This window comes from Streptomyces sp. NBC_00335 (assembly GCF_036127095.1).
Classification (GTDB): domain Bacteria; phylum Actinomycetota; class Actinomycetes; order Streptomycetales; family Streptomycetaceae; genus Streptomyces.
Window position 1 is genome coordinate 5853685 of record NZ_CP108006.1, and the last position, 23922, is coordinate 5877606.

The following is a 23922-nucleotide window of genomic DNA, read 5'->3' on the forward strand; positions in this document are numbered from 1 at the left end:
GCCGCGCTAGTCGACCTCGGCCACCGCCTGCGCGAACTGCGCCGCGTACAGCCGCGCGTAGGCGCCGCCCGAGAGCAGCAGCTCCTCGTGCGTGCCCTGTTCCACGATCGAGCCGCTCTCCATGACCAGGATCAGGTCCGCGTCGCGGATCGTGGACAGCCGGTGCGCGATCACGAAGGACGTACGGCCGTGCGCGAGGCGCGCCATCGCCTTCTGGATCAGCACCTCGGTACGGGTGTCCACCGAGCTCGTCGCCTCGTCGAGCACCAGGATCACCGGGTCGGACAGGAACGCCCGCGCGATGGTGATCAGCTGCTTCTCGCCCGCGCTGACGCCGGCGCCCTCGTCGTCCAGCACCGTGTCGTAGCCCTCGGGCAGGGTGCGGACGAACCGGTCGGCGTGGGCCGCCCGCGCGGCCTCCTCGACCTCGGCGCGCGTGACCTCGCGCGTGGCTCCGTACGCGATGTTCTCCGCGATGGTGCCGCCGAACAGCCAGGTGTCCTGGAGCACCATGCCGATGCCGCTGCGCAGTTCCTCGCGGGTCATCTTCGCGATGTCCACCCCGTCGAGGGCGATCTCCCCGCCCGTGACCTCGTAGAACCGCATCAGCAGGTTGACCAGCGTGGTCTTGCCGGCGCCGGTCGGGCCGACGATCGCGACCGTCTGTCCGGGGTCGACGCTCAGCGAGAGGTTCTCGATCAGCGGCTTGTCGGGCTCGTAGCGGAAGGCGACCTTGTCGAAGGTGACGTGCCCGCGCAGGTTCTCCGGACGCTCCGGAACCTCCGCGTCCGCCTCCTGCTCCGGGGCGTCCAGCAGCTCGTAGACCCGCTCCGCGGAGGCGACGCCGGACTGCACCAGGTTCGCCATGGAGGCGACCTGCGTCAGCGGCATCGAGAACTGGCGCGTGTACTGGATGAAGGCCTGGACGTCACCGATCGACAGGGTGCCCGAGGCCACCTTCAGACCGCCGACGACCGCGACGAGCACGTAGTTGATGTTCGAGATGAACAGCATCACCGGCTGCATGATCCCGCTGACCAGCTGCGCCTTGAAGGAGGCCCGGTACAGCGCCTCGTTCTGCTCGGCGAACAGGGCCGCGGACTCCTTCTGCCGGCCGAAGACCTTGACCAGGGTGTGGCCCGAGTACATCTCCTCGACGTGCGCGTTCAGGGCGCCCGTGGACTTCCACTGCGCCACGAACTGCGGCTGTGACTTCTTGCCGATCTTCGCGGCCACGTACGCGGACACCGGGATGGTCACCAGCGCGACCAGCGCCAGCACCGGCGAGATCCAGAACATCATCGCGAGCACGCCGACGATCGTCAGGAGCGAGTTGAGCAGCTGACCCATCGTCTGCTGGATCGTCTGCCCGATGTTGTCGATGTCGTTCGTGGCCCGGCTGAGCACCTCGCCGCGCTTCTGCTGGTCGAAGTACGACAGCGGCAGCCGCGAGAGCTTCGCCTGGAGCTGCTCGCGCATCCGGTAGACGGTGCCGTTCATGATGTGGTTCGACAGCCGGGTGGCGACCAGCATCAGCAGACCGGCGACCGTGAAGACGGCCAGCGCCCACAGCGCCACCGACCCGACCGCGCCGAAGTCGATGCCCTTGCCCGGGGTGAAGTCGGTGCCGGACAGCATGTCCGCCATCCCGCCGTCGCCCCTGGCGCGCAGAGCGTCCAGCGCCTGCTGCTTGCTGAGGCCCTTGTCGAAGCTCCGGCCGACGATCCCCGCGAACACGAGGTCGGTGGCCTCGCCGAGGATCTTCGGCCCGGTCACCGACGCGGCGACGCTGCCGACGACCGCGAGGATCATGCCCCACAGCTTGGCCCGGTCGCGCGCCAGCGCGGCCAGCAGCCGCTTGCCCGAGCCCTTGAAGTCCATGGACCGCGTCGTCGGCGGTCCCATCATCATCCGTCCTCCGGGCCCGCTCACGCCGCCTCCGCTTCCGTCAGCTGGGAGAGCACGATCTCCCGGTAGGTCTCATTGCCGGCCATCAGCTCGTGGTGGCGCCCCTCGCCCACCACCTGCCCCTCGTCGAGGACGATGATCCGGTCCGCGTCGCGGATCGTGGAGACCCGCTGGGCGACGATGACCACGGTCGCCTCCTCGGTCTCGCGGGCGAGCGCGGAGCGCAGCGCCGCGTCCGTGGCGTAGTCCAGGGCCGAGAACGAGTCGTCGAACAGGTAGATCTCCGGGCGCTGTACGAGCGTGCGCGCGATCGCGAGCCGCTGGCGCTGGCCGCCGGAGACGTTGGTGCCGCCCTGGGTGATCGGGGCGTCGAGCCCGCCCTCCAGCTCGGACACGAAGCCCTTGGCCTGCGCGACCTCCAGCGCGTGCCAGAGCTCCTCGTCGGTGGCCTCGGGGCGCCCGTAGCGCAGGTTGCTGGCGACGGTGCCGGAGAAGAGGTACGGCTTCTGCGGCACCATGCCGACGGTCTTGGCGAGCAGGTCGGGGTCGAGGCGCCGTACGTCCTCCCCGTCCACGAGCACGTCGCCGCCGGTCGCGTCGAACAGCCGGGGGATCAGCCCCAGCAGCGTGGACTTGCCGCTGCCGGTGGAGCCGATCACCGCGGTGGTCTCGCCGGGGCGGGCCACGAGGTCGACCCCGCGCAGGACGGGGGCCTCGGCGCCCGGGTAGCGGAAGTCGGCGCCGCGCAGTTCCAGGCGGCCGTGGTGGAGCAGCTTACGGACCGGGTCGGTGGGCGGGACCACGCTGGATTCGGTGTCCAGGACCTCCTGGACGCGCTCGGCGCAGACCTCGGCGCGCGGCACCATCATGAACATGAAGGTGGCCATCATCACGGACATGACGATCTGCATCAGGTAGGCGAGGAACGCCGTCAGCTGGCCGATCTCCATCCCGCCGGCGTCGATGCGCATCGCGCCGAACCAGACGACGGCGACGCTGGAGATGTTCACGACCACGATCACGGTCGGGAACATCAGGGCGAGCAGCTTGCCGGCCGCCAGCGAGACGCCGGTGAGGTCGGCGTTGGCCTCGCGGAAGCGCTCCTTCTCGTAGTCGTCGCGGATGAAGGCGCGGATCACCCGGTTGCCGGTGATCTGCTCGCGCAGGACCCGGTTGACCGTGTCCAGGCGGGTCTGCATCTTCCGGAACAGCGGGCGGGTCTTCAGCACGATGGCGCCGACCGACAGGCCGAGGATCGGGACCACCGCGAGCAGCACGCCCGAGAGCTTCACGTCCAGCGAGAGCGCCATGAAGATGCCGCCGACGCACATGATCGGCGCGGAGACCATGAGCGTGAAGGTCATCAGCACGAGCATCTGGATCTGCTGCACGTCGTTCGTCGTACGGGTGATCAGCGACGGGGCGCCGAAGTGGCCGAGCTCGCGCGCGGAGAAGCTCTGCACGCGGTCGAAGACGCCGGCCCGGACGTCCCGGCCGAAGGCCGCGGCGGTGCGGGCGCCGTAGTAGACGGCGCCGACGTTGCAGACGAGCTGGACCAGCGAGACGCCGAGCATCAGTGCGCCGAAGCGCAGGATGTAGCCGGTGTCGCCGTTCACGACACCGTTGTCAATGATGTCGGCGTTCAGCGTGGGCAGGTAGAGGCTCGCGCTGGTCTGCAGCAGTTGCAGCAGGACCAGCACGGCGATCGGTTTCCGGTACGGACCCAGGTGGGTCCGCAGAAGTCGTATGAGCACGCGCAGGCTCCGGTCGGCAAGATCGAGGGGGATTCACTCCATCTTCTGCCAACCGGAGGCCGGAACCCACCGCTTTTCGTAAAGGCCGGTCAAAAGGAGTAGGCGGGGCCGCGCGGCCCCAAGCCCAGCCGCCGACCGCGTCCCGGTGGCCGCGCGGACGCCGGGCGCGGAGAGGAGGATGGGGTCCGGAGGGGGAATCTCGGGACGGACCGTCCGTGGAGGAACCATGACGGCAGTCACACGGGAGCAGATCCCCGTCCTCTTCGAGGGCAACGGCGCCGAACTGCGCGTGCAGGAGCTCGGCGGCGGCTTCTCGGTCGCCTTCGGGCGCTTCGCCAAGGGCGTCGACATGACCCCGGCGTTCAAGGGCCTGCCGGACGACCTGTGCCCGTGCCCGCACTACGCCTACGTGATCAAGGGCCGGATCATGATGCACACGAAGGACGGGGACGAGGTCTACTCGGCCGGGGAGGCCTGCTACTGGGCGCCCGGCCACGCCCCGGTGGCCCTGGAGGACACCGAGTACCTCGACTTCTCGCCGACGGAGGAGTTCCGGGCGGTGGTCGAGCACGTGAAGGCGCAGCTGGCCTAGGGACCTAGAAGGCCCCGGGGTGGATCTGGTCCCGGGTCGCGACGTACTGCTGGCGCGCGCCCTGCCAGGCCGGGTACTCCTCGTCCGGCTCGAACAGCTGCGCCGCGGGCGCCGGCCACACCGGCGGGGTCTTCGAGGCCGCGCCGCCCTGCGCCAGGCCGAGCGCCCACGCGGCCTGCCGGGCCGCGCCCAGGGCCGCGTAGTCCGCCGGCGCCGGCACGAGGACCTGCGTGCCGAACAGTCCGGGTGCGAAGGCCTGTACGGCCGGCAGCTCGGCGGCGGCGCCGAGCAGGAACACCCGGCGGATCTCCACGCCGCGGCTGCGCAGCACGTCGAGCGCGTCCACCAGCCCGCACAGCATGCCCTCGAAGGCGGCCCGCGCGAGGTGCTCGGGCTTCATGGAGTCCCGGCGCAGCCCCGACAGGGTCCCGGCGGTGTGCGGCAGGTTCGGAGTCCGCTCACCCTCCAGGTACGGCAGGAGTACGAGTCCGTGCGCGCCCGGGGTCGACTTCAGCGCGAGCTCGCTCAGCCCCTCCAGGTCGGTGCCCAGCAGTTCGGCGGTGCCGCGCAGGGCCCGTACGGCGTTCAGCGTGTTCACCACCGGCAGGTGCAGCCCGGTGGCGTCGGCGAGGGAGGTGATCAGGCCGCCCGGCTCCGACAGCGCCTCGTGGTGTACGGCCATCACCGATCCGGACGCGCCCAGCGAGACCACGGCGTCGCCGGGTCCCATGCCCAGCCCGAGCGCGGCCGCCATGGTCTCCCCGGTGCCGGCGGAGATCAGCAGCCCCTCGGGCGTGGTCCCGGCGGCTTCGGCCGGGCCGAGCACCTCGGGCAGCAGCGCCCGGTGCCCCAGCGCGAGCTCGACCAGGTCGGGGCGGTAGGCGCCGGTGGCCGCCGACCAGTAGCCGGTGCCGGAGGCGCCGCCGCGGTCGGTGGTGCGCCGGGCCGGGCGGCCCAGCAGCTGCCACACCAGCCAGTCGTGCGGGGACATCAGTACGGCCACCCGCCGGGCCGCCTCGGGCTCGGTACGGGCCAGCCAGGCGAGCTTCGCCACGGGCTGCGCCGAATGGGGGACGGAGCCGACGGCCTCGGCCCAGGCCTGCCGGCCGCCGAAGGCCTCGATCAGCTCGGCGGCTGCGACCTGGCCGCGCTTGTCGTTGCCGATGAGGGCGGGACGGACGAGGCCGCCCTGCGCGTCCAGCGGCAGCAGCCCGTGCTGCTGCGCGGAGACCCCTATGGCCTGCACCCCTTCGAGGAGCCCGCCGCCGGCGGCCTCGCCGAGCGAGAGCAGCCAGGCCTGTGGATCGGTCTCGTGCGGCACCGCCTCGCCGGTGGGCTGCGGATGAGGGGCGTACCCCTGGCGCAGCACGGCGCCCGTCTCGGTGTCACAGACGACGATGCGTGTGAACGCGGAAGAGCTGTCCAGCCCGGCGACTATCCCCATGCGGTGAATTCTGCCGCACGCCGGGGCGGTCTCGACCGCCCCGGCGGGTGCGGGAAGGGTCCCGTCCCATATGTGGAGCCCCGCGCACCGCACCGGGAGGGAGCCGGTGCGCGGCCCCTCACGTGAGGACCCGCGCTCCGGACCGGTCCGGTCAGGTGTTGCTGGTGCCCCAGTCGTCCTCGCCCGCGCCACCGCCGCCGACCCGTGCCCGCAAGCCCCGTACGCGTCCGGAGAGGGCGTCGGGCATCGCGTCGCCGACCTTGTCGCTCACCGCGGCGTAGGCCTTGCCGGCGAACTCCCGACCGGTCTGACCAGCGCTCTCGGCGGCGTTGCGGACCGCGGGGTTCTGCGCGAACTCGCGCGCGGACTTCTTCAACTGTTCATACCGCTCGCGTCCGGCCCGGGTCCCGAGCACGTACCCGAGGGCCAGCCCGACCGCGAACGTGACCTTGTACCGCATGCCTGCCACCCTTCGTCGTGTGGTGCCCGGCCCGCTGGCGATACCGATTGGCGGAGCACCCCCCTGCTTGCGCTAATCTATGACTCGCAACGGGCGCTCGCCCCCTGGCCAAGGCCAGAGGTGGGCTGTTCGGTGCAACGCAGCAATCCCCTGTAGCTCAATTGGCAGAGCAGCCGACTGTTAATCGGCAGGTTACTGGTTCGAGTCCAGTCGGGGGAGCGCGGTCCCCTGTAGCTCAATTGGCAGAGCAGCCGACTGTTAATCGGCAGGTTACTGGTTCGAGTCCAGTCGGGGGAGCAAGAAGGAACGAGGACCCCAGGTGGGTCCTTTTTCTTTTTTCTGCCCTCCGCGCGCAACCGGGCACGGCCCGATGCGGTCTCTCTGGGCAGGCGAAGCCGATCATGCGAGGCATCCGAGGCAGGAGATCGTATGAGCGGCTATGCTGCGGCAGACGGCGCGCACACATGTACGCGCCACGCCGTGAAGGGGCGGTAGCTCAGCCGGTTAGAGCAGCGGACTCATAATCCGTCGGCCGTGGGTTCGAGTCCCACCCGCCCCACTGCGAGCCGCAGGTGAAGAAACGATCTCATCTGCGGCTTTGGCGTGTCCGGGGGCGGTCTTGTCAGCGGACGGGCCCTCAGGCGGGACTTCGGACGGGCCCTCAGACGGGGACTTCGGACGGGCCCTCAGACGGACTTTCGGGCGGGACTTCAGGCGGGACTTCGGACGGGCCCTCAGACGGACTTTCGGGCGGGACTTCAGGCGGGCTTTCGGGCGGGCCTTCGGGCCGCGTCGGACATGGCCTGGGCGCGTAGGGATTCGCAGATGCGGCGGATCAGCCGGGACACGTGCATCTGGGACAGGCCGAGCTCTTCGCCGATGCGGCTCTGGTCCATTTCGCGGAAGAACCTCAGGTAGAGGATCCGCCGGTCGCGCTCGGGCAGGGCGCGCAGCAGGGGGCGGAGCGTCTCGCGGTCGACGATGCGGTCGAAGGCGGGCTCCGGGGAGCCGAGGGTTTCCGCCAGCGTGTAGGCGCCCTCCTGGCGGCCGTGCGCGGCCTCGATGGACAGGGGGGACCAGCTGTTCAGGGCGCCCTGGCCCCTGCGCACCTCCTGCTCGGTCAGGCCGGTCGCCGCGGCGATCTCGGCCGGCGTGGGGCCGCCCGAGTCGCGCGAGGGGGACAGGTCCCGGTCGGCCGTACGGACCTGCGTGCGCAGTTCCTGGACGCGGCGCGGTACGTGCACCGCCCACAGGTTGTCGCGGAAGTGCCGCTTCAGCTCGCCGACGATCGTCGGGATGGCGTAGGCCTCGAAGGCGGTGCCCAGGCCCGGGTCGAAGCGGGAGACCGCTTTGACCAGACCCACTTGGGCGACCTGGCGGAGGTCCTCCATGGGCTCCCTGCCGTTGTTGAAGCGGCGGGCCAGCCGAATGGCCATCGGGATCCAGGCGCACACCACCTCCTGGCGCAGCGCGGCCCGTTGCGGGCCCTGCGGAAGGGACGCGATGCGGAGGAATGCGGCCGCGGTGTCGGGGGAGTCGTCGGCGTAGGGGGTGCGCCGGGTGCTCTGCGTGCCGGTGTGGGTCATGGACACGGGTCTCCTTGGCTCGGCGGCCGTCACGCGCCGTGGGAGCCGACCGCGCGGAAAGGGCGCGGCCCCGGTGGTGGGAACCGGGGCCGCACCCTTCGTTCGCGCGGTGGCGACGAGAGGCCGGCGGGGTGGCCCGTCGGGGAGGACGGGCCGTCCCCGCCGGCGGTCAGGGGCTGATCGGAGCGGGCCCGCTCACATGCGCAGCAGCCGCAGGGTGATCTCCCGGTACTCGCGCAGGGCGAGCCGGAGGTCTTCCGTCTCGGCTTCGACGCCGCGGCCCCGGTGGGTCGCGCCGATGACGCGCCGGCGTTCCACGAGGGCGGCCGTGACCCGGGTGGTGGCCTCGGCGAAGGTGATGTCGGCTTCCTGGACGGCTTCGTGCGGGCTCTGGATGAACGTGCCGAGAGCGTGCTGGAGGTGCAGGGTCAGCCTGTCCCGGTCGCTCTGCGCGAGCAGGGCCATGTGGGCCACGGGGGTGACGGGGGCGACGGGGTTCGTGGGTGGCGTAGCGGCCGGGGTGTCCGCGGGGGTCCCGGGCGGCACCTCGCGCGGTGCCTCGCGGGGTGCGGGGACCCCGCGAGGGTCGCGCCGCGCCGGGGGCGGCCTGCGGGCCGGGTCCTGCCGTGCGCGTTCCTCGTCGTACGTCATCGCGTGCCACTTCTTCCCTCGACGGGGTGCCGCTGCGGACGGTGCCGGCCCGAGTCGGCCGGCTGCTGCGCGACCAGGGCGTCGAAGAGCTCCCGGGCTCCGATCATGGCCCGCCTCTTCTCCTCCGTGCCGCCCTGGCCGTGGACGGCCGCGTGCATCCCGCGGTAGCCGTCGACGTGCTTCGCGTGGTGCACGGACAGCGCGGCGAGCCGCTCTTCGAAGGGCCCGCCGTCCGGGAAGCCCCGGTCCGCCGTCAGCCGGGCCAGCAAGGCGTCGGCCTCGGTGATCGCCTCTTGCGGGGAGTCGACGAACCGCCTCTGGATACCGGCCCACTGGGCCGCGTACTGCTCCCGGGAAGCCGGCGAGAGGGGTCGCTCCCGGACGGAGCCGTGCTGTTTCAGTCGCTCTCCCAGTTCCCGGTCCGCGGCCTTGGTGTCGCCTTCGTGACGGCTCACGAGGCGTTCGTACTCGGGGCCGAAGCGCCGTTTCAGGCCGTGCCCGATCCGGCGGTGGCCGAGTGTGGCCAGGAGGACGGCCGCCACCGCGACGAGGGTCGCGACGAGGAGGGCCGCGATGATGATCACGGCCCTGGAGATGACGGCTCCCCGCTGGTGCCGGCTCGTACGTCGTACTGCTGCATTCCCGTCGTATCCCCTCGGTCGATGGCGCGCGGGTGCCGGGCAGGAGGAGAAGATCCGGAAGGGCATGGCCGGGACCTGCACAGCGGTCACAGGGGTGGTGCCTGCGTTCCGCGGGGTCCGGGCGAAGCGGAGCGGCGGGGGCCTGGCCCGGATCCTCCCGGGGCGCTGCGGCCCGACGCCGTCCTCGTCAGTCAACGCCGGGCGGTGCCCCCTGTCAACAGGGCCTTCGGCGGGGGCCGGGGTGGGGCCGGGGCGAAGGTGGGCGGGGGGCTGTCGCCGAACTCCCCGTGGCACTACGCTGCTTGACGAGGCCCCGGTCCCCGGCAGCGATGATCTGTTCCGCTGCGGAAGGGACCGCTCGTGCCCGTCGTGCTTCTCGCCCTCCTCGTTGTCCTTGTCGCCCTGATCCTCTTCGGCCATCTCAGCCACCTGCTCTGGGTGGTCGCCGCCGTGCTGCTCTTCGCCCTCGTGCACCGCGGACGCAGGAGCGGCGGCCCGGGCTCGGGCCGTGCGGGTGGCCACCGTGACCACGACGGCCACCGTGAGGACGGCGGCCGTGACACCCATGGCACGTACGACACCTACGACAGCTACGGCGACTACCGAGACCACCGGGACCAGCAGCACCGCTGGGACCGCCGCTACGCCCGGCAGCACCGGGGCCGGCGGAGCCGCGAGGACCGCCGCGACCGCCGGGACGGCTGGGAACCGCGCTGACGGCCGGCAACCGCACTTCACGGCCGGCAACCGCGCTGACGGTCAGGCGACCAGACCGGGCAGGGGCTCGGTGCCGTCGATGAAGGCGCCGGCCAGGTCGGACAGCCGGCGGTTGTGCGCGCGGGCGTAGCTCCGCAGTGCGGTGAAGGCCTCCTCCATGCCGATGCCCCGGCGTTCGGCGAGCTTGCCCTTGGCCTGCTCGATCAGCACACGGCTGTTCAGGGCGGTCTGCAACTGCTCGTTGAGCATCGCGCTGTGCCGGGAGGAGCGCTGCTGGAGGAGGCTGATGGTGGCGACGTCGGCCAGGGCCTGGGCGATGCGCGTGGCGGCCGGGTCGAAGGGGCCGGGGCGGGTGCGGAACAGGTTCAGGGCTCCGACGACCTCGTCGCGCAGGCGCATCGGCACGGTCTGGACCGCCGAGTACCCGCTGAGGAGGGCCTGTTCGGTGAAGCGCGGCCAGCGGGCCGCTTCCGTGGCGAGGTCCGGGACGGTGACGGGGGCGCCGGTGTGGAAGCACTCCAGGCACGGGCCCTCGTCGTTCTGGAGCTGGAACAGCTCCAGTAGCCGTACTTGCTCGTCGGAGGCGGCCATCACGCGGAGTTCCCCGTTCAGGTCCGCGAGGAGCACGCCGGCCGCGTTCACGCCGAGCATGCCGACACAGTTGTCGGTCAGCATGCGGAGGAAGTCGATCAGGTCGAAGTCCGCGACCAGGTTGTCCGCCAGTTCGACGAAGGCCTTCGCAAGGAGCTGCTCATTCATCGTGCACACCTTCTGTTGTCAGGCATCGTCGGCCGCGCTCCGTTCCTCGTCCGGGTCCTGCGTGAACCGCAGCCGGCGGGCCACCACGTCGGCGGCCACCTCGGCGAGCCGGCGGCCGTGGGCGTACGCGTAGGCGCGCAGGCGGACGAACGCCTCCTCGATGCCCACGCCGAGCTGGACGGTGAGCATCCCGGTGGCCTGGTCGACCTCGGCCCGGTAGCCGTCGAGGTCACCGCCGGGGCCCGGCGCCGGGTCGATCCGGGTACCGAGGAGCACGAGCGTGGCGGTGTCGGCGAACATCATGGCGTCGGCCAGCTCCCCGGGGTCCAGCTCGACCGGAACCTCGGAGTAGAGGTCGAGGACTCCGGGACTGATCGCGCCGATCCGCAGCGGGAAAGCGAACACCGCCGCCGCGCCGGCGGCGACGGCCTCCGGGGCGAAGGCGGGCCACCGGCGCCGTTCCCCGTCGGCCCGCAGATCGGGCGCCAGGACGGCCGACCCGAGGGCCAGGGCGTCCACACCGGGGCCTTCGCCCAAGGTGAGCTGCAGTTCCTCGATCCGCTCGCTCACCGGGCCGGTGGAACACAGCGGGCGCCCGGCCGTCATCCGGGACGCGGCCGTCACCCCGGCTCCGCAGATGGGGAGCGCGGCCACGGCGGCCGTGCACACGTCCACCACCGCGACCCGTGCGCCGCGCCGGGCCGCCTGCTCGGCCACGAGCACCTGGATCCGGGCCGACCGCCCACCCGTCACCGTTCCGGCCGGCGAAGGCCGTCGGGGCGGTGGGTGCCGGTCGCGGTCGCCGCCGTCGGGCCGAGGGGCAGCACCAGGGCCCGGATCAGCTCCGTGCCGGGCGGCCTGTGGACCTCTCCGATCTCGCGCCACCCCCAGGACTGGAAGGCCTTCAGGGTCCTGATGTCGGAGTCGGGCACCAGGGTGGCGCCGAGCGACGCCCCGTGGTCGTCGAGCAGCCGTTCCTGCAGCCGTCTGCCGACCGTGCGGCACTGTTCGTGCGGGGCGACCACGACCTCGCTGATGGCGAAGACGTGGCCGGAGGCCGTGAGCCGTTCGACATCCCGGGGAAGGGTGCCGAGGAACCCTCGCCACCAGGAGCCGTCCCGCCGCAGCGGGAAGCCGAAGACGCATCCGAACAGGGCGGGCCGCTCCGCGACCAGCATGGCGAAGCCGGGCCGCCGGACATCGCCCGTGAGCCGGTGCAGGAAGGCTTCCCGGCAGCTGTGGGCCGTGCCGATCACCGGGTACGAGGACTCCACGTACAGGTCCGCCACGTCCTCCTTCAGCCCCTCGGCCTGCCACCGGTTCAGCCGCCGCAGACGGAGCTCGGCCAGCGCGTCCGGCCCGGACAGAGCCGTGCGGCGGCCTCGTGGGGGACGGCCCTGTGGCGGAAGCCCCTGCGGCGGGGTGTCCGTCACAGCGCTCCGCCCAGGGCGGGGAGCACGGGAGCGGGACGGTCGCCGTCGTGCAGGCATTGCGCCGGGGAGGCGCGCAGTGAGTGGACGGTCGCCACGTCGATCTCCCCGGCCGGGGAGATCAGCGCGCGGCTGCCCTCGCCGTACCGGTCGGTGTTGGGATCGGGGACACGCATGGTGGGGTGCCTCGGTTCGGTACCAGCCGGGCAGGGCCGTTCGGCGCCGAACTTCCCGGCTCCTCCAGGCACTTCCCGGTGCGGGTGTACGCGCGCGGTGGGCGGAGACCGGTCCGGAGGCCTGTGTTCCAGGATGCGGGACGAGCCGTACCCTCGGATGCGCCGGGCGGGCGGACCTTCAAGTCCGTGCCGGGACGCGGAGATCTGTGGCGGGCAACGCACCGTCGGGGTCTCGAACGGGGACGCTCTGTTCGCAGCATAGCCCGGTGCCAGGTTGGGCGGAGGGGCACAAGCAGGCCTTTCCTGGCCGGTTGCGGTCCGGCGCGGGCCCGCGCCGAGTGCGCCCCCGCCGCGAGCCGCAGGTGCAGAATCGATCGCACCTGCGGCTTCGGCGGTTCCGGCCGCTGCGTTTTGGGGCGGAACCGGCTAACAGGCCTCCGTCTCGTCCGCCAGGTGGCGCAGGACGTCGCTCAGATCGCCGCGGCGGGCGAAGGCCGTGCGCTGGCGGTGCGCCCCCGAGCCGTCGCGCAGGAGGCCGGCCAGGGTCTTCGCCGCGTGGTCGAGGTCGCCGGACGCGGCCAGTTCGGGGGCCACCAGGTCGAGCAGGGCCTCCGCCAGGTCCGCCGCCGGGAGCTCGAAGCCCGTGTACGGGTCCAGCCCGAAGCCCTCCAGGCCGTCGTGGGCCGCCCGCCAGCGCGCGAGACGCAGTACGTCCTCCCGTACGGGCGGGTCGGGCCGCTGCTCGGCGATCTCGCGCAGGGCCGTCGCGACGAGGGCGCGGGTCAACTCCGCCTGGAGGATGGCCGAGTCGATGTCCGGGGACATGTCGGGGGCCCGCAGTTCGAGCGTCGGCCAGTTCCCCGAGGGCCTCAGGTCCCAGTAGACCATCTTGGTGTCGAGGGCCGCCCCCGAGCCGAGCAGGGTCTGCACGGAGCGCCGGAAGTGGGCCGTCGAGGTGAAGTGCGGGGGCAGGCCCGCCGAGGGCCAGCCCGCCCAGGCCATCGCCCGCCAGCTGGCGTGACCGGTGTCGCGGCCGCCCCAGAAGGGGGAATTGGCCGCCAGCGCGATCAGCGTGGGCAGCCAGGGCCGGACCCGGTTGGAGACGGCCACCGCCGTGTCCACGTCGAGGGTGCCGATGTGGACGTGCCGGCCGCAGCTGACGAGGGTGTCGGTGAGCGCGCCGAAGCGCCGGGCCTGCTCGCGCTGGCGCGGCTCGTCGTCGGTCAGGTGGAGCGGGCCCTCCACGGCGAGCACCGGGGAGGGCGCGGCCAGCAGCCGGCAGCCGTGCGCGCGGGCCGCCCGCGCGAGGGTGCGCCGCAGACCGGCGAGCTCGCCGCGCAGGATCGCGGCCGAGTCGGCGACGGGGGTGGAGATCTCCACCTGGTAGCGAGTGCCTTCGGGGTGCAGTTCGTGGGGGAGTCCCGCGGCGGTGGACAGGACGAGCGGGGCGGCCGGGACCACCCGCAGGGTGCGGGCGTCGACGAGGAGGAACTCCTCCTCGACCCCCAGGGTGAGGGGGAAGACCGGACCGGTCGCGCCCGGTGCCGACGTCTTCGGCGCTGCCTTGGTCTCCGTCTTCGTGGTTCCGGTGCTCGTGGTGCTGGTGCCAGGTTCGATCACTGCGCCTCCCTGGACATACGAGTCTTTTCATCATGAGCTGAACCTCAGGCGGGGAGCGCACGTCTATTCGGTCAAATGTCCGGTGATAGTGGCGAGTTAGCGGCAAGAAATGCGCCGCCGCGGGGCCCGGGTTCCGGGTGGGGTGAGTGGTGCGCGTGCGGGAAAGCGGCGTAAGCCCGGGCAGGCGCCCGGTCCGGGCAGCGGCGGCTTATCATCCGCTGTGACCCGTACGACCGCTCCACCTCCGCCCATCCGCCCCCGGCGCCGCATATTGGCCGACCTCACCCCGCTGAGAACCTCCCCGGACTTCCGGCGGCTGTGGGCCGGCGGGATCATCTCCTGGCTGGGCCAGGCGATGACCGCCCTGGCCATCTCGCTCCAGGTCTACGAGATCACCGGCTCCAGCTTCTCCGTCGGACTGGTCGGGCTCTGCTCGCTCGTCCCGCTGGTCGCCTTCGGGCTCTACGGCGGGGCCATCGCCGACACCGTCGACCGCCGCAAGCTCGGCCTCTTCAGCGCGATCGGCCTGGCCGCCCTGTCCTTCGCCCTGGCCGGCGCCGCGCTCCTGGACTACCACCGGGTCTGGCTGCTGTACGCCGTCGTCGCGCTCCAGTCCGTCTGCGGGGCCCTCAACGGGCCCGCCCGGTCCGCGATGATCCCGCGGCTGCTCCCGGCCGAGCAGCTGCCCGCCGCCAACGCCCTGAACTCCGTGGTCATGACCTTCGGGATGACCGCCGGCCCGGCGCTGGGCGGGGTCATCGTCGGCTGGTGGGGCTACCAGGCCGCGTACCTGATCGACGCCCTCACCTTCGGCGCCGCCCTCTACGCGATGTGGCGGCTGCCGTCGATGAAGCCCGAGGGGGCCGGTGACCGCACGGGGCGGGCCTCCGTACTCGACGGCCTGCGCTTCCTGGGGACCCGGCCGAACATCCGGATGACCTTCTTCTCCGACCTGGCCGCCATGGTGCTGGCCCAGCCGAAGGCGCTGTTCCCGGCCGTGGCCGTGCTCTGGTACGGCGGCGACGCCAAGACGGTCGGGCTGCTCGTGGCCGCCCCCGCCGTGGGGGCGCTGCTCGGGGGGCTGTTCTCCGGCTGGCAGGGCCGGATCCGCCGGCACGGGGTGGCGATCCTGCTCTCCGTCGCCGCGTGGGGGCTGGCCATCGCGGTGTTCGGGCTGACCCGCGACCTCTGGCTCGGGCTGCTCTTCCTGGCCCTGGCGGGGTGCGCCGACAGCATCTCGATGGTGTTCCGCACCACCATGCTCCAGGCCGCGACCCCGGACGGGATGCGGGGCCGTCTGCAGGGCGTCTTCATCGTGGTCGTCGCGGGCGGGCCCCGGCTCGGGGACTTCCTCGCCGGAGCCGCCGCCGAACTCACCTCCCCGACCGTCGCGATCACGGGCGGCGGGCTCGGCTGCGTACTCGTACTGGCGCTGCTGGCCGCGCGGTGGAGGGGGTTCGCCCGCTACGACGCGCGAACGCCCCAGGCGTGAGGGGCGCGGGCGGGCTCGGGCCGGGGCCAGGACGGCCAGGCCGCTGAGTGCGCCGACGAACATCAAGGCGGGTGCGGGTGCGGGTGCGGGTGCGGGTGCGGGTGAGGGTGCGGGTTCGGCCGCGTCCGGGTCGCAGCTCGCGGGACTGCATTTCAGCGACGGACAGTCCCTCACGAGCCACCAGGCGCACGCCCTTGTGCGCCCCTTTGTGCGCCCCCTTCCGCGCCCCCTTAAGCGTCCACCGGCTCGCGGGTGCGGTCGCTGACCTCCCCGCCGGTGTTGGCGGTGCCGGCGGGCTCGAACATCAGGATCGCCGTCTCCCCGTCGGCCCGCGGGCAGTGCTCCACCCCGCGGGGGACCACGTAGATCTCGCCGGGGTTCAGTACGACGTCCCCGGCGCGCAGCCCGATCGTCAGGGTGCCGCTGACGACGAGGAAGAGCTCGTCGGTGTCCTCGTGGGTGTGCCAGATGAACTCGCCCTGGATCTTGGCGATCTTGACCTCGTAGTCGTTGACCCGGGCGATCCGGTGCGGGGCCCACTGCTCGGTGAAACCGGCCAGCTTCTCCGCGATGTTCACCACGGCCGCCGCCGGGCGTCCGTTCTCGTGCGTGCTCTCGGATGTCGTCATACGGGCAGGCTGCCCGCGTGCGCCCCGACCGGTCTTGTACGTTCCTGACATGCCGGCCGCGCCACGTCCGCTCAGTACGGTCTCCGCCTGGCAGCCGCCGGTGCCGGGGATCGCCGAGGTGTTCCACGCCCGGTTCACCGATCACGCCTACCCCGCCCACGTCCACGACACGTGGACGCTGATGATCCTCGACGGCGGCCGCGTCGACTTCGGGCTCGACCGCGAACGGCACGGCGTCGGTGGCTCGGAGACGGTGGCCCTGCTCCCGCCCGGGGTGGTCCACGACGGGCGGACCGTCACCGAGGCGGGCTTCCGCAAGCGCGTGCTGTACCTCGACGCGTCCGTGCTCCCGGAGTCGCTGACCGGGGCCGCGGTCGACGCGCCGCTGCTGCTCGACGCCGCCCTGCGCGACCGGGTCCACGGACTGCACCGCGCCCTGGGCGCGCGGGAGTTGCCCGCCGGCGCGGTCGAGCGGCTGGAGGCGCAGTCGCGGCTGGCCTTCGTCCAGGAGCGGCTGCGCACGTGGCTGGAGGGCCGTCAGGTGGTCCCGTACGGGGCTCCGGGCCCGGATACGGCCGTACGACTGCGCGAGCTCCTCGATGCGCGGGTCCTCGGCGGGATCGCCCTGGAGGAGGCTTCCGCGCTTCTGGGACACGCCCATCCCACCCACCTGATCCGCAGCTTCCGGCAGGCGTTCGGGCTCCCTCCGCACGCCTACCTCACCGGGCTGCGGGTCGCGAAGGCGCGGCGGCTGCTGCTGGCGGGGATGCGGCCCGCCGAGGCGGCGGTGGCGGCGGGGTTCTACGACCAGGCGCACCTGACGCGGCACTTCGGGCGGCACGTGGGGATCAGTCCGGGGCGGTTCGCCCGATCCGGGTGTGTGTGAAGGGAAGTTGGCGGGTTCGTTGCCATCGCGTTGCCGGGCCTTCCGTTTTCTTTCGATTCGTCATATGACAGTTCGGAAGTTCACCCCTAGCCGACCCAGGAGGAAGGCCTTCATGCGCCTTCGTACGCTCGTCACCACCGCCGTGGCCACCGCCGCGCTCGCCGGAGCACTCGTTCCGCAGGCCCAGGCCCAGGCCCCCGCGGCTCCGCGGGCACCGAAGGAGGACCGTTCCTGCTCGCCGTACCTCTCGATCGCCGGCTACTCGGACTCCCTCGACAAGACCCTCATCGACGGGAAGCTGGTCGGCGGGCTCTCCGGGCTCTCGGTGGACCGGGACGGCACGATCGCCGCGATCTCCGACAAGTCGGCGCTGTACAAGCTGAAGGTGGGCCGCGGCGACACCCCGACGGCGACGGCCGCCGCGCGGCTGCCGCTGACCGACGGCACGGGCAAGGCCCTCGACTCCGAGGGAATCGTCGTCGACCGAGACGGCACCTACCTGGTGACGGACGAGAACGCCCCGGCCATCCGGCGGCACGCACGCACCGGCGAGGTGCTGGGCTCGCTGCCGATCCCGGACGGCTTCAAGCTCGCGCCCGTGGGCCGGGCCACGGTCAACCAGACCTTCGAGTCGCTGACCCTGCTGCCCGGCGGGCACACCCTCGTCGCCGGCGTCGAGGGCGCACTGGCCGGGGACGGCAAGGACGCGCAGGGGCGGACGCTCCAGCGGATCCAGACCTGGGAACGCCGCGGCCGCGACGGTGAATTCGTGCTCGGGCGGCAGTACGCGTACCCGGTGGACGCCGGACACGGGCTGGTGGAGCTCGCGCCGACGCGCGACGGCCGGCTGATCGTGCTGGAGCGCGGCTTCACGCAGCAGTTCAAGATCACGGTGCGGCTGTACCTCGCCGACCCCCTGGGCGCCACGGACACCTCGAAGTTGACGGCGCTGGAGGAGGGCCCGGCGCTGCGGACCGCGGGCAAGACCCCGATCGGCGACCTCGACGGCTGCCCGACGCTGGGCGCGCCGTCCAAGCTGCCGCAGAACCACCCGCTGGTCGACAACGTCGAGGGCATGGTGGTCACGGACTACGACGGGCACGGACGGGTGCGGCTGCTGCTGACCAGCGACGACAACGAGTTCCCGCAGCAGATCACCCGGCTCTACCGGGTGGACGTGAAGCTGCCGGCACGGAGCCGGGGGCACTGAGCGTCACTCCCGTCCCCTCCCTACTCCTCCTTCGCGGGGGAGACGATGCCGCGCGCGACGCCCAGGGCGACCAGGTCCTGGGGGCGGACGCGCAGTTGGTCCGCCGTCGCCGGGGCCGACTCCGGGGGGCGTTTGAGGATGGCCGCCGCCAGTTCGGGGGCGATCACCGAGAAGTAGCTGTCCGGGGTGACCCAGGTGTTGCCCGGCGCCGCCAGGGCCAGGGCGCCGCCCGAGCCACCCTCGCCGATGAGGAGGGTGGTGACGGGGACCCCGGCCGAGGCGAGCGCCGCGAAGGCGTCGGCGATGGCCGCGCCGGCGCCCGCGTGTTCGGCGGCGGCGTCGTTGGCCGCGCCGGGGGTGTCCACGAGGGTGAGCACCGGGATCCCGAGCCGGTCCGCGAGCCGGATGACACGGGCCGCCGTACGGTACCCGGCCGGGCGGGTGGCGGTGCCGCACTGGGCGGCGTAGGCCACGGCCCTGCCCTCCCGGAGCCCGAACCCGCACAGCATCCCGGGGTCCGTGCCGCCCGCCCGGTCCCCGGAGAGGTGGAGGCGGAGCTCGAAGTACGCGTCCAGGTACTGCTCCGCGCGCGGCCGGCCGGGGTGGCGGGCGAGCCGGACGGCGTCCCACCCCGTGGGCGGCAGCGCTACGTCGGCCAGCGCGGCGGGGGGTGCCACGGGCTCGGCGGCGCGGGGCGCGGCGAGCACCCGGAGCCAGGCCGTCAGGGTCAGGGAGAGCTGCGCGGCGGGGACGACGGCGTCCACGTGCCCGGCGGCGTACTGCCCCTCGGCGGTGTAAGCGGCCGGATCCGCGTCCGGCGGCCGCACCCGGGACCCGGCGAACCCGACCTGCGCCCCGGGCAGCGCGAGGATCACGTCGGCCCCCGCCCCGAGGGTGGCCCAGCCGCCGCCGGTGGTGGGGTCGCGAAGGACGGCGATCTGCGGGAGGCCGGCGGCGCGGGTGAGGGCGGACTGGCGGGCCACGCGCTGCAGTTGGGTCAGCGCGAGCATGCCCTCCTGCATGCGGGAGCCGCCGGTGGCGATGAGGGAGACCAAGGGGAGGCGGTGGGTGCGGGCGTGGGTGTAGGCCGCCTCCAGGCGGTCGCCGGTGCGGTGGCCCAGGGACCCGCCGAGGAAGCCGAACTCGAAGGAGATCACGGTGGCTTCGTGGCCGCCGATGCGGGCGGTGCCGGTGACGACGGACTCGTCCTCGCCGGTCCGCGCGGTGGCGCGGGCGCGGGAGTCGTCGTAGCCGGCCCAGCCGAGGGGGCCGTCGGGGGCGGAGTCCCCCGGCGGGGCGGGGAGTTCGGTGAAGCTGCCGGGGTCGGTGGCGGAGGCGATGGCGGCGCGGGCCGAGGGGCGGGTCGTCACGGCGACACCCTACGGGTGCCTCCTCTCGTGTCGCTCGCAGGGCGGCGCCGGGTGCCGGGCGCCGGGCATGGTTCGGCGGTGGCGGTCGGCGTGCCTGCCCCTGCCGCCTGGGACGTGGGCGACGGGCGGGCCGGTGCGGGTGGGTGGGCCCTGCGGGGCGGAGTCCCCTACCCGCCCTTCGCCCGTTCCCCGGGGCTGTGCCCCGGACCCCCTGGGGCTCCGCCCCAGACCCCGCGCCTCAAACGCCGGCGAGGCTGGGTTTATCCAGCCCCTCCGGCGTTTGAGGCGCGGGGTCCGGGGCGGAGCCCCGGGGAACGGTGGAAGGGCGGGTAGGGGACCTCGCCCCGCAGGGCAGATCACCCGCACCCGCCCGCGCAGCGTCAGAGCGGGGATTCCCAGGTCAAGGTGGTGCCCCGGGTGCCCGACTCCGTGCGGCCGTCGTCGGAGACGGTGAGGCGGACCCGGGCGGGGACCGCGTCGACCTCGACGTCGATGGAGGTGACCTCCGTCCGGCGGTGCGCGGCGGCCAGCGCACCGCGCAGGGCGGCGAGGAGGTCACCCGCGACCGGGTCGGGCAGCAGCGCGTCCACCGTCCCCGCGAAGTGCACCGACGGCTGGAAGCCCAGCAGCACCGCCGCCCCGCCGGTCTCCCGCAGGACCCGCCCCCGGAAGGTGGTCGGGGCGTCCGTCGGCGGCTGCTGGAGGGCGAAGATGGCCGTGCGGACCTCCTGGATGGTGGAGTCGAGCTCGTCCACCGCCCGGCTCAGCTCCTCGCCGACCGTGTCCCCGGTGGGTGCCTTGGCGGAGCGCCGCCGGGTGCTCTCCAGCATCATCTCCGTCGCGAACAGCCGCTGGACCACCAGGTCGTGGAGGTCGCGGGCGATGCGGTCCCGGTCCTCGTAGACGGCGAGTTGCTCGCGGTCGTGCTGCGCGTCCGCCAGGACCAGGGCCAGTGCGGCCTGGGAGGCGAACTGCGAGGCCAGCAGCCGGTCGACCGCGTCGTAGGCGGGGCCGCCGCGGACGCGGGGCAGGGCGAGCGTGCCGATGAGCTGGCCGCCGCTCTGCAGGGGCAGCATCATGCTGGGGCCGAAGCGCTCGCGTACGTGCGTGGTCATCCGGGGGTCCGTCGCCGAGTCCTCTATGAAGACCGGCTCGCCGCCCAGGAGTTGTTCCAGGACCGCCGAGCCCGGGGCGATGGCCGTGCCCACCAGGTCCCCGGGGTCCCCCTGCGTGGAGGCGGCCACGATCTCCATGCCGCCCTCGGGGGTCGGCTGGAGGACGACCCCGGCCGCCGCGTCGGCCAGCAGCCGGGCCCGTTCGGCCACGCACATCAGCGCGTCGGCCGCCGGCCGGCCCGCCAGCAGGGTGGTGGTCACGGCGGCGGCGCCCTCGATCCAGCGCTCCCGGCGGCGCGCGGTCTCGTACAGCCGGGCGTTGCCGATCGCTATCCCCGCCTGCGAGGCCAGGACGCGCAGCAGCGCGAGGTCCTCGTCCGTGAACGGGCCGCCGCCCTGCTTGTCGGTGAGGTAGAGGTTGCCGAAGACCTCGGTGTGGACCCGGATCGGGACGCCGAGGAACCCCTTCATCGGGGGGTGTCCCGGCGGGAAGCCGGCCGAGCGGGGGTCCTGGTTCAGGTCCTCCAGCACGAGCGGGCGCGGATCGGTGATCAGGGCGCCGAGCAGGCCGGAACGGCCGTCCGGCTGCCCGCCGATCGCGTTCTTCTCGGCTTCGGTCAGGCCGGAGGTGAACAGCCCGGTCAGCCCGACGCGCTCGGGGTCGACGACCCCGAGCGCTCCGTACCGTGCCGCACACAGGTCGGTCGCCGAATCCACGATGTGCTGGAGGGTGGTCCGCAGTTCGAGTTCGGAGCCGACGCTGAGGACCGCCTCCAGGAGGACGGGCAGGCTGGCCACCTGGCGGGCGGCGACGTCGTTCCCGTCCCCGGGGGTTGCCGGGGACGGCTCGGCGTGCGTCATTCGGCCAGGGGGTTCAGAACCATGGGGGCGATCTTCCCTTCGAGCATCATGCCGAGGCCCAGTACGGCGCAGACGTCCGGCCGTTCGGCGATGGCCACGGGCATCCCGGTGGCATCGCGGAGCATCTGGTCCAGGCCCGGCAGCAAGGCGCTGCCACCCACCATCATGATCCCCCGGTCCGTCAGATCGGCCACCAGGTCCGGCGGGCAGTCGCGCAGCACCTTGCCGATGCCGTCGAGCACGGCGGTCAGCGGGGTGTGGATGGCGTCGCGGACGGCCGCGGTGTCGACGTGGACGGAGCGGGCGAGCCCGGTGGCCACGTCGCGGCCGTGGATGAGGGTCGAGGTCGGTCCGCCGGCGGTGATTCCGTTCCCGTGCAGGGCCAGTTGGAGCGGCCGGACGGCCTGGCTGGGCAGCATCAGCTCGTGCGCGTGGCGCAGGTGCTGGACGACGGCGTGGTCGATGGCCTCGCCGCCGACCGGGATCCGCACGGCGGTGACGATCGAGCCGAGGGAGAGGACGGCGACCTGGGTGGCGGCGGCCCCGCACACCATGATCATCGTCGCGGTCGGCTGCTCCACGGGCAGTCCGCAGCCGACGGCCGCCGCGATCAGGGTGTCGACGAGTTCGACGCGCCGGGCTCCGAGTCCGACCATCGTCTCCACCGCCGCGCGCTGGGCGAGCGGGTCGGCGTCGTGCGGGGTGCAGGCGGCGGCCCGCAGCCGGGGCTTGCGGCGCAGGGCGCGCCGCAGCTTCTCGCCGAGGAGGTGGCGCAGCATGCGCTGGGCCATCTCGATGTCCACGACGGTGCCGCCGGAGACGGGGCGGACCACGCGGATGTAGTCGGGCGTGCGGCCGGTCATCCGCTCGGCGAAGGTGCCGACGGCGATGAGTGCGCCGGTCCGCGTGTTCACGGCGGCGACGCTGGGCTCGTCCACGACCAGGCCGAGGCCCTTGACGTAGACGCGGGTCCTGGCCGCTCCGAGGTCGACGGCCACGTGGCAGCGGCGCAACTGCTCAAGACTGACGGTCACGGCAGATCCTCCCGAGAGCACTGACGCAAGAAGACCGGCGGGTGCCGGTCACACTTCGTATCTTCTCGGGTGAATTACCCGTATTGCCCGATTTGATGCTCCGGCTGGGGGGTGTCGTGAGATACGGAAGGGTCACGAGGGGCGCCGGTGGGTGCTGCACGGGGGTGGAATTCTGCGACGCCAGGCGCGACCATGCCCGCACCGATCGTGCTACTCGTGCGTAACAAGGTAAAGGGGACCCGATGCTGACGGTGCGCCAGAGACTGCTCGCCCTGCTGACGCTCTGCCTGGCGCTGCTCGCGGCGCCCGCACTCCCGGCCCAGGCCTCCGGCGCGCCCTCCGGACCGGCCGCCGCGCGCAATCCGGTGGTCTTCGTCCACGGCTACAACGCCGACCCCGGCGTCTGGGGCTCCCTGCGCGCGGACCTGCGCGCCGACGGATACGCCGACTCCGAGCTCTTCTCCTTCGGCTACGACACCCATCAGTCGGTCAACGAGGTCCTCTCCGGACGGCTCGCCGCCTACGTGGACGAGGTCCGCCGGCAGACCGGCGCAGCCCGGGTGGACCTGGTCGCCCACTCCTTCGGCTCGCTGGTCACCCGCTGGTACGTGAAGTTCGGCGGCGGCGCCCCGTACGTGGACCGCTGGGTCTCCCTCGCCGGCCCCAACCGGGGCACCTCCACCGCCTGGGCCTGCGCCCTGTGGGACCAGGCCTGCCGGGACATGACCCCCGGCTCCTACGTCGTGAAGAACCTGAACTCGGGCGACGAGACCCCCGGCGCGGTGCGGTACGCCACCTTCTGGTCCAACTGCGACGAGGTCATCAACCCCGACGACAGCGTCCCGCTCACCGGGGCGACGAACACCCCGGTCGGCTGCCTCAAGCACAACGACCTGCTCGGGGACGACCCCACCTCGGCGGGCGTACGGGCCTTCCTGCGCTCCTAGACCGGAACCGCTTCCACGGACACCTCCTGGAGCAGGCCGTACGTGAACTCCGCCACGCAGGCCCGCCCCGACGCGGTGAAAGCCAGTCGCCACCGCGTCGGCGCGGTGCCCTCCATCGGGCGGACGGGGGCGAAGGCCCGGGCCACCTCGTCGACCGTCGCCGACCAGGGCAGCAGGTCCTGCGGCGACCGGAGTACGGGACCGGGCGCGCCCGGGGCCCGGACCAGCCACTCGTTCCAGACGGCCCCGTCCGGCGCGGCGAGCACCTCGAAGCGCAGATCGGGCCAGAGCGGCACCGGCCACAGCAGGGCCTCGCACGTCAGATCGCCGATCGTGCGGGAGGAGACGGCCTCGGGCGGTCCGAGCACCGAGCGGTAGCGGGCCAGGGCGCCCCGGGAGCGGGGGGAACGGACCATGGCCTGCCAGCGCTTGTTGGCCTCCCGCTGCTCGGCGAGCGAGGCGCCGAGCAGCCGGCGGGCCTCCTCCGCGAGCCCCGGCTGGAAATCCGCCATCCGGCGCAGCAGCACCAGTTGGAAGCCGGCGGGGCCGAAGGGGCCCGGGGTGAGGGGCGCCGTCCCCGGAGTCTTCGTCATGGACCCGAACCCTTCCACACAGGATCCTCACGATCCCGGTATACGGC

23 protein-coding genes and 3 tRNA genes are annotated in these 23922 nt (G+C 72.9%); 9 read left to right on the top strand and 17 right to left on the bottom strand.

What is annotated here, in order from left to right:
- Positions 1-6: 6 nt before the first annotated feature.
- Positions 7-1932 carry an ABC transporter ATP-binding protein gene (locus OHA37_RS26355; RefSeq protein WP_266909042.1) on the bottom strand — a complete coding sequence of 642 codons (1926 nt, stop codon included), beginning with the start codon at positions 1930-1932 and terminating at the stop codon, positions 7-9.
- Positions 1929-3662 carry an ABC transporter ATP-binding protein gene (locus tag OHA37_RS26360; RefSeq protein ID WP_266909043.1) on the bottom strand — a complete coding sequence of 578 codons (1734 nt, stop codon included), beginning with the start codon at positions 3660-3662 and terminating at the stop codon, positions 1929-1931. Before OHA37_RS26360 ends, OHA37_RS26355 begins: the two co-directional genes overlap by 4 nt.
- Positions 3663-3888: 226 nt before the next feature.
- Between OHA37_RS26360 and OHA37_RS26365 the strand changes: the two genes are divergently transcribed.
- Positions 3889-4254 carry a hypothetical protein gene (locus OHA37_RS26365; protein WP_266909044.1) on the top strand — a complete coding sequence of 122 codons (366 nt, stop codon included), beginning with the start codon at positions 3889-3891 and terminating at the stop codon, positions 4252-4254.
- Positions 4255-4258: 4 nt separating this feature from the next.
- Here the strand turns inward: OHA37_RS26365 and OHA37_RS26370 are convergent, their stop codons facing one another.
- Together OHA37_RS26370 and OHA37_RS26375 are read right to left on the bottom strand one after the other, a co-directional pair.
- Complete coding sequence (locus tag OHA37_RS26370; RefSeq protein WP_266909045.1) at positions 4259-5698, bottom strand: FGGY family carbohydrate kinase; 1440 nt, start codon at positions 5696-5698, stop codon at positions 4259-4261.
- 151 nt (positions 5699-5849) lie between these two features.
- Positions 5850-6158 carry a YtxH domain-containing protein gene (locus OHA37_RS26375; protein WP_266909046.1) on the bottom strand — a complete coding sequence of 103 codons (309 nt, stop codon included), beginning with the start codon at positions 6156-6158 and terminating at the stop codon, positions 5850-5852.
- Between the two features lie 146 nt (positions 6159-6304).
- Between OHA37_RS26375 and OHA37_RS26380 the strand changes: the two genes are divergently transcribed.
- The 3 genes from OHA37_RS26380 (at position 6305) to OHA37_RS26390 (ending at position 6717) form a co-directional block, all read left to right on the top strand.
- Positions 6305-6377, top strand: a tRNA-Asn gene (locus tag OHA37_RS26380).
- Positions 6378-6382: 5 nt separating this feature from the next.
- Positions 6383-6455, top strand: a tRNA-Asn gene (locus tag OHA37_RS26385).
- Positions 6456-6643: 188 nt separating this feature from the next.
- A tRNA-Ile gene (locus OHA37_RS26390) sits at positions 6644-6717 on the top strand.
- Positions 6718-6916: 199 nt separating this feature from the next.
- Here OHA37_RS26390 and OHA37_RS26395 read toward each other — a convergent pair.
- The 3 genes from OHA37_RS26395 to OHA37_RS26405 all read right to left on the bottom strand — a co-directional run bounded on the left by OHA37_RS26395 (position 6917) and on the right by OHA37_RS26405 (position 8979).
- Positions 6917-7744 (bottom strand): SigB/SigF/SigG family RNA polymerase sigma factor, encoded by an 828-nt coding sequence (locus tag OHA37_RS26395; protein ID WP_266909047.1) that lies wholly within the window; start codon positions 7742-7744, stop codon positions 6917-6919.
- A gap of 195 nt (positions 7745-7939) precedes the next feature.
- Complete coding sequence (locus OHA37_RS26400; RefSeq protein ID WP_266909048.1) at positions 7940-8395, bottom strand: hypothetical protein; 456 nt, start codon at positions 8393-8395, stop codon at positions 7940-7942.
- Positions 8392-8979: a hypothetical protein gene (locus OHA37_RS26405; protein ID WP_266909049.1), complete on the bottom strand. Its 588-nt coding sequence runs from the start codon at positions 8977-8979 to the stop codon at positions 8392-8394. Before OHA37_RS26405 ends, OHA37_RS26400 begins: the two co-directional genes overlap by 4 nt.
- Before the next feature lie 417 nt (positions 8980-9396).
- Here OHA37_RS26405 and OHA37_RS26410 point away from each other — a divergent pair, with 417 nt between their 5' ends.
- Positions 9397-9753 (top strand): hypothetical protein, encoded by a 357-nt coding sequence (locus OHA37_RS26410; protein ID WP_266909050.1) that lies wholly within the window; start codon positions 9397-9399, stop codon positions 9751-9753.
- 42 nt (positions 9754-9795) lie between these two features.
- Here OHA37_RS26410 and OHA37_RS26415 read toward each other — a convergent pair whose 3' ends face one another.
- The 5 genes from OHA37_RS26415 to OHA37_RS26435 form a co-directional block, all read right to left on the bottom strand.
- Complete coding sequence (locus OHA37_RS26415; protein ID WP_266909051.1) at positions 9796-10512, bottom strand: GAF and ANTAR domain-containing protein; 717 nt, start codon at positions 10510-10512, stop codon at positions 9796-9798.
- Positions 10513-10530: 18 nt separating this feature from the next.
- The gene (locus OHA37_RS26420) at positions 10531-11265 is read right to left on the bottom strand and encodes an ANTAR domain-containing protein (RefSeq protein WP_266909052.1); all 735 of its coding nucleotides are present in this window, start codon (positions 11263-11265) and stop codon (positions 10531-10533) included.
- Entirely contained in the window at positions 11262-11945 is a 684-nt protein-coding gene (locus OHA37_RS26425; RefSeq protein ID WP_266909053.1) for a hypothetical protein, read from the bottom strand. Before OHA37_RS26425 ends, OHA37_RS26420 begins: the two co-directional genes overlap by 4 nt.
- Positions 11942-12118 (bottom strand): hypothetical protein, encoded by a 177-nt coding sequence (locus OHA37_RS26430; RefSeq protein WP_266909054.1) that lies wholly within the window; start codon positions 12116-12118, stop codon positions 11942-11944. Before OHA37_RS26430 ends, OHA37_RS26425 begins: the two co-directional genes overlap by 4 nt.
- Before the next feature lie 426 nt (positions 12119-12544).
- Positions 12545-13738 (bottom strand): carboxylate-amine ligase, encoded by a 1194-nt coding sequence (locus OHA37_RS26435; protein WP_266909055.1) that lies wholly within the window; start codon positions 13736-13738, stop codon positions 12545-12547.
- Between the two features lie 220 nt (positions 13739-13958).
- Between OHA37_RS26435 and OHA37_RS26440 the strand changes: the two genes are divergently transcribed.
- On the top strand, positions 13959-15230 hold the full coding sequence (locus OHA37_RS26440) for an MFS transporter (RefSeq protein ID WP_266909056.1): 1272 nt from the start codon (positions 13959-13961) through the stop codon (positions 15228-15230).
- A gap of 230 nt (positions 15231-15460) precedes the next feature.
- Here the strand turns inward: OHA37_RS26440 and OHA37_RS26445 are convergent, their stop codons facing one another.
- A complete protein-coding gene (locus OHA37_RS26445) occupies positions 15461-15859 on the bottom strand; it encodes a cupin domain-containing protein (protein ID WP_266909057.1) in 399 nt (132 codons plus the stop codon).
- Positions 15860-15908: 49 nt separating this feature from the next.
- Here OHA37_RS26445 and OHA37_RS26450 point away from each other — a divergent pair, with 49 nt between their 5' ends.
- Together OHA37_RS26450 and OHA37_RS26455 are read left to right on the top strand one after the other, a co-directional pair.
- Positions 15909-16745: an AraC family transcriptional regulator gene (locus tag OHA37_RS26450; protein WP_266909058.1), complete on the top strand. Its 837-nt coding sequence runs from the start codon at positions 15909-15911 to the stop codon at positions 16743-16745.
- 112 nt (positions 16746-16857) lie between these two features.
- Positions 16858-17955, top strand: a complete 1098-nt coding sequence (locus OHA37_RS26455) for an esterase-like activity of phytase family protein (RefSeq protein WP_266909059.1) — start codon at positions 16858-16860, stop codon at positions 17953-17955.
- Positions 17956-17975: 20 nt separating this feature from the next.
- Here the strand turns inward: OHA37_RS26455 and OHA37_RS26460 are convergent, their stop codons facing one another.
- The 3 genes from OHA37_RS26460 to OHA37_RS26470 form a co-directional block, all read right to left on the bottom strand.
- Complete coding sequence (locus tag OHA37_RS26460) at positions 17976-19325, bottom strand: carboxyl transferase domain-containing protein (RefSeq protein ID WP_266909060.1); 1350 nt, start codon at positions 19323-19325, stop codon at positions 17976-17978.
- A gap of 380 nt (positions 19326-19705) precedes the next feature.
- Positions 19706-21301: a GAF domain-containing protein gene (locus OHA37_RS26465; RefSeq protein WP_266909061.1), complete on the bottom strand. Its 1596-nt coding sequence runs from the start codon at positions 21299-21301 to the stop codon at positions 19706-19708.
- The gene (locus OHA37_RS26470; RefSeq protein WP_250745591.1) at positions 21298-22335 is read right to left on the bottom strand and encodes a rod shape-determining protein; all 1038 of its coding nucleotides are present in this window, start codon (positions 22333-22335) and stop codon (positions 21298-21300) included. The genes OHA37_RS26465 and OHA37_RS26470 overlap by 4 nt, the downstream gene beginning before the upstream one ends.
- Positions 22336-22577: 242 nt before the next feature.
- Between OHA37_RS26470 and OHA37_RS26475 the strand changes: the two genes are divergently transcribed.
- A complete protein-coding gene (locus tag OHA37_RS26475; RefSeq protein ID WP_266909062.1) occupies positions 22578-23282 on the top strand; it encodes an esterase/lipase family protein in 705 nt (234 codons plus the stop codon).
- Here OHA37_RS26475 and OHA37_RS26480 read toward each other — a convergent pair.
- Entirely contained in the window at positions 23279-23875 is a 597-nt protein-coding gene (locus OHA37_RS26480; protein ID WP_266909063.1) for a hypothetical protein, read from the bottom strand. The genes OHA37_RS26475 and OHA37_RS26480 overlap by 4 nt on opposite strands.
- Positions 23876-23922: the final 47 nt, after the last annotated feature.

Coding starts and splice junctions, on each gene's coding strand:
- OHA37_RS26365 (WP_266909044.1), top strand. CDS start 3,889: ATGACGGCAGTCACACGGGAGCAGATCCCCGTCCTCTTCGAGGGCAAC.
- OHA37_RS26370 (WP_266909045.1), bottom strand. CDS start 5,698: ATGGGGATAGTCGCCGGGCTGGACAGCTCTTCCGCGTTCACACGCATC.
- OHA37_RS26375 (WP_266909046.1), bottom strand. CDS start 6,158: ATGCGGTACAAGGTCACGTTCGCGGTCGGGCTGGCCCTCGGGTACGTG.
- OHA37_RS26395 (WP_266909047.1), bottom strand. CDS start 7,744: ATGACCCACACCGGCACGCAGAGCACCCGGCGCACCCCCTACGCCGAC.
- OHA37_RS26400 (WP_266909048.1), bottom strand. CDS start 8,395: ATGACGTACGACGAGGAACGCGCACGGCAGGACCCGGCCCGCAGGCCG.
- OHA37_RS26415 (WP_266909051.1), bottom strand. CDS start 10,512: ATGAATGAGCAGCTCCTTGCGAAGGCCTTCGTCGAACTGGCGGACAAC.
- OHA37_RS26430 (WP_266909054.1), bottom strand. CDS start 12,118: ATGCGTGTCCCCGATCCCAACACCGACCGGTACGGCGAGGGCAGCCGC.
- OHA37_RS26445 (WP_266909057.1), bottom strand. CDS start 15,859: ATGACGACATCCGAGAGCACGCACGAGAACGGACGCCCGGCGGCGGCC.
- OHA37_RS26450 (WP_266909058.1), top strand. CDS start 15,909: ATGCCGGCCGCGCCACGTCCGCTCAGTACGGTCTCCGCCTGGCAGCCG.
- OHA37_RS26455 (WP_266909059.1), top strand. CDS start 16,858: ATGCGCCTTCGTACGCTCGTCACCACCGCCGTGGCCACCGCCGCGCTC.
- OHA37_RS26465 (WP_266909061.1), bottom strand. CDS start 21,301: ATGACGCACGCCGAGCCGTCCCCGGCAACCCCCGGGGACGGGAACGAC.
- OHA37_RS26475 (WP_266909062.1), top strand. CDS start 22,578: ATGCTGACGGTGCGCCAGAGACTGCTCGCCCTGCTGACGCTCTGCCTG.
- OHA37_RS26480 (WP_266909063.1), bottom strand. CDS start 23,875: ATGACGAAGACTCCGGGGACGGCGCCCCTCACCCCGGGCCCCTTCGGC.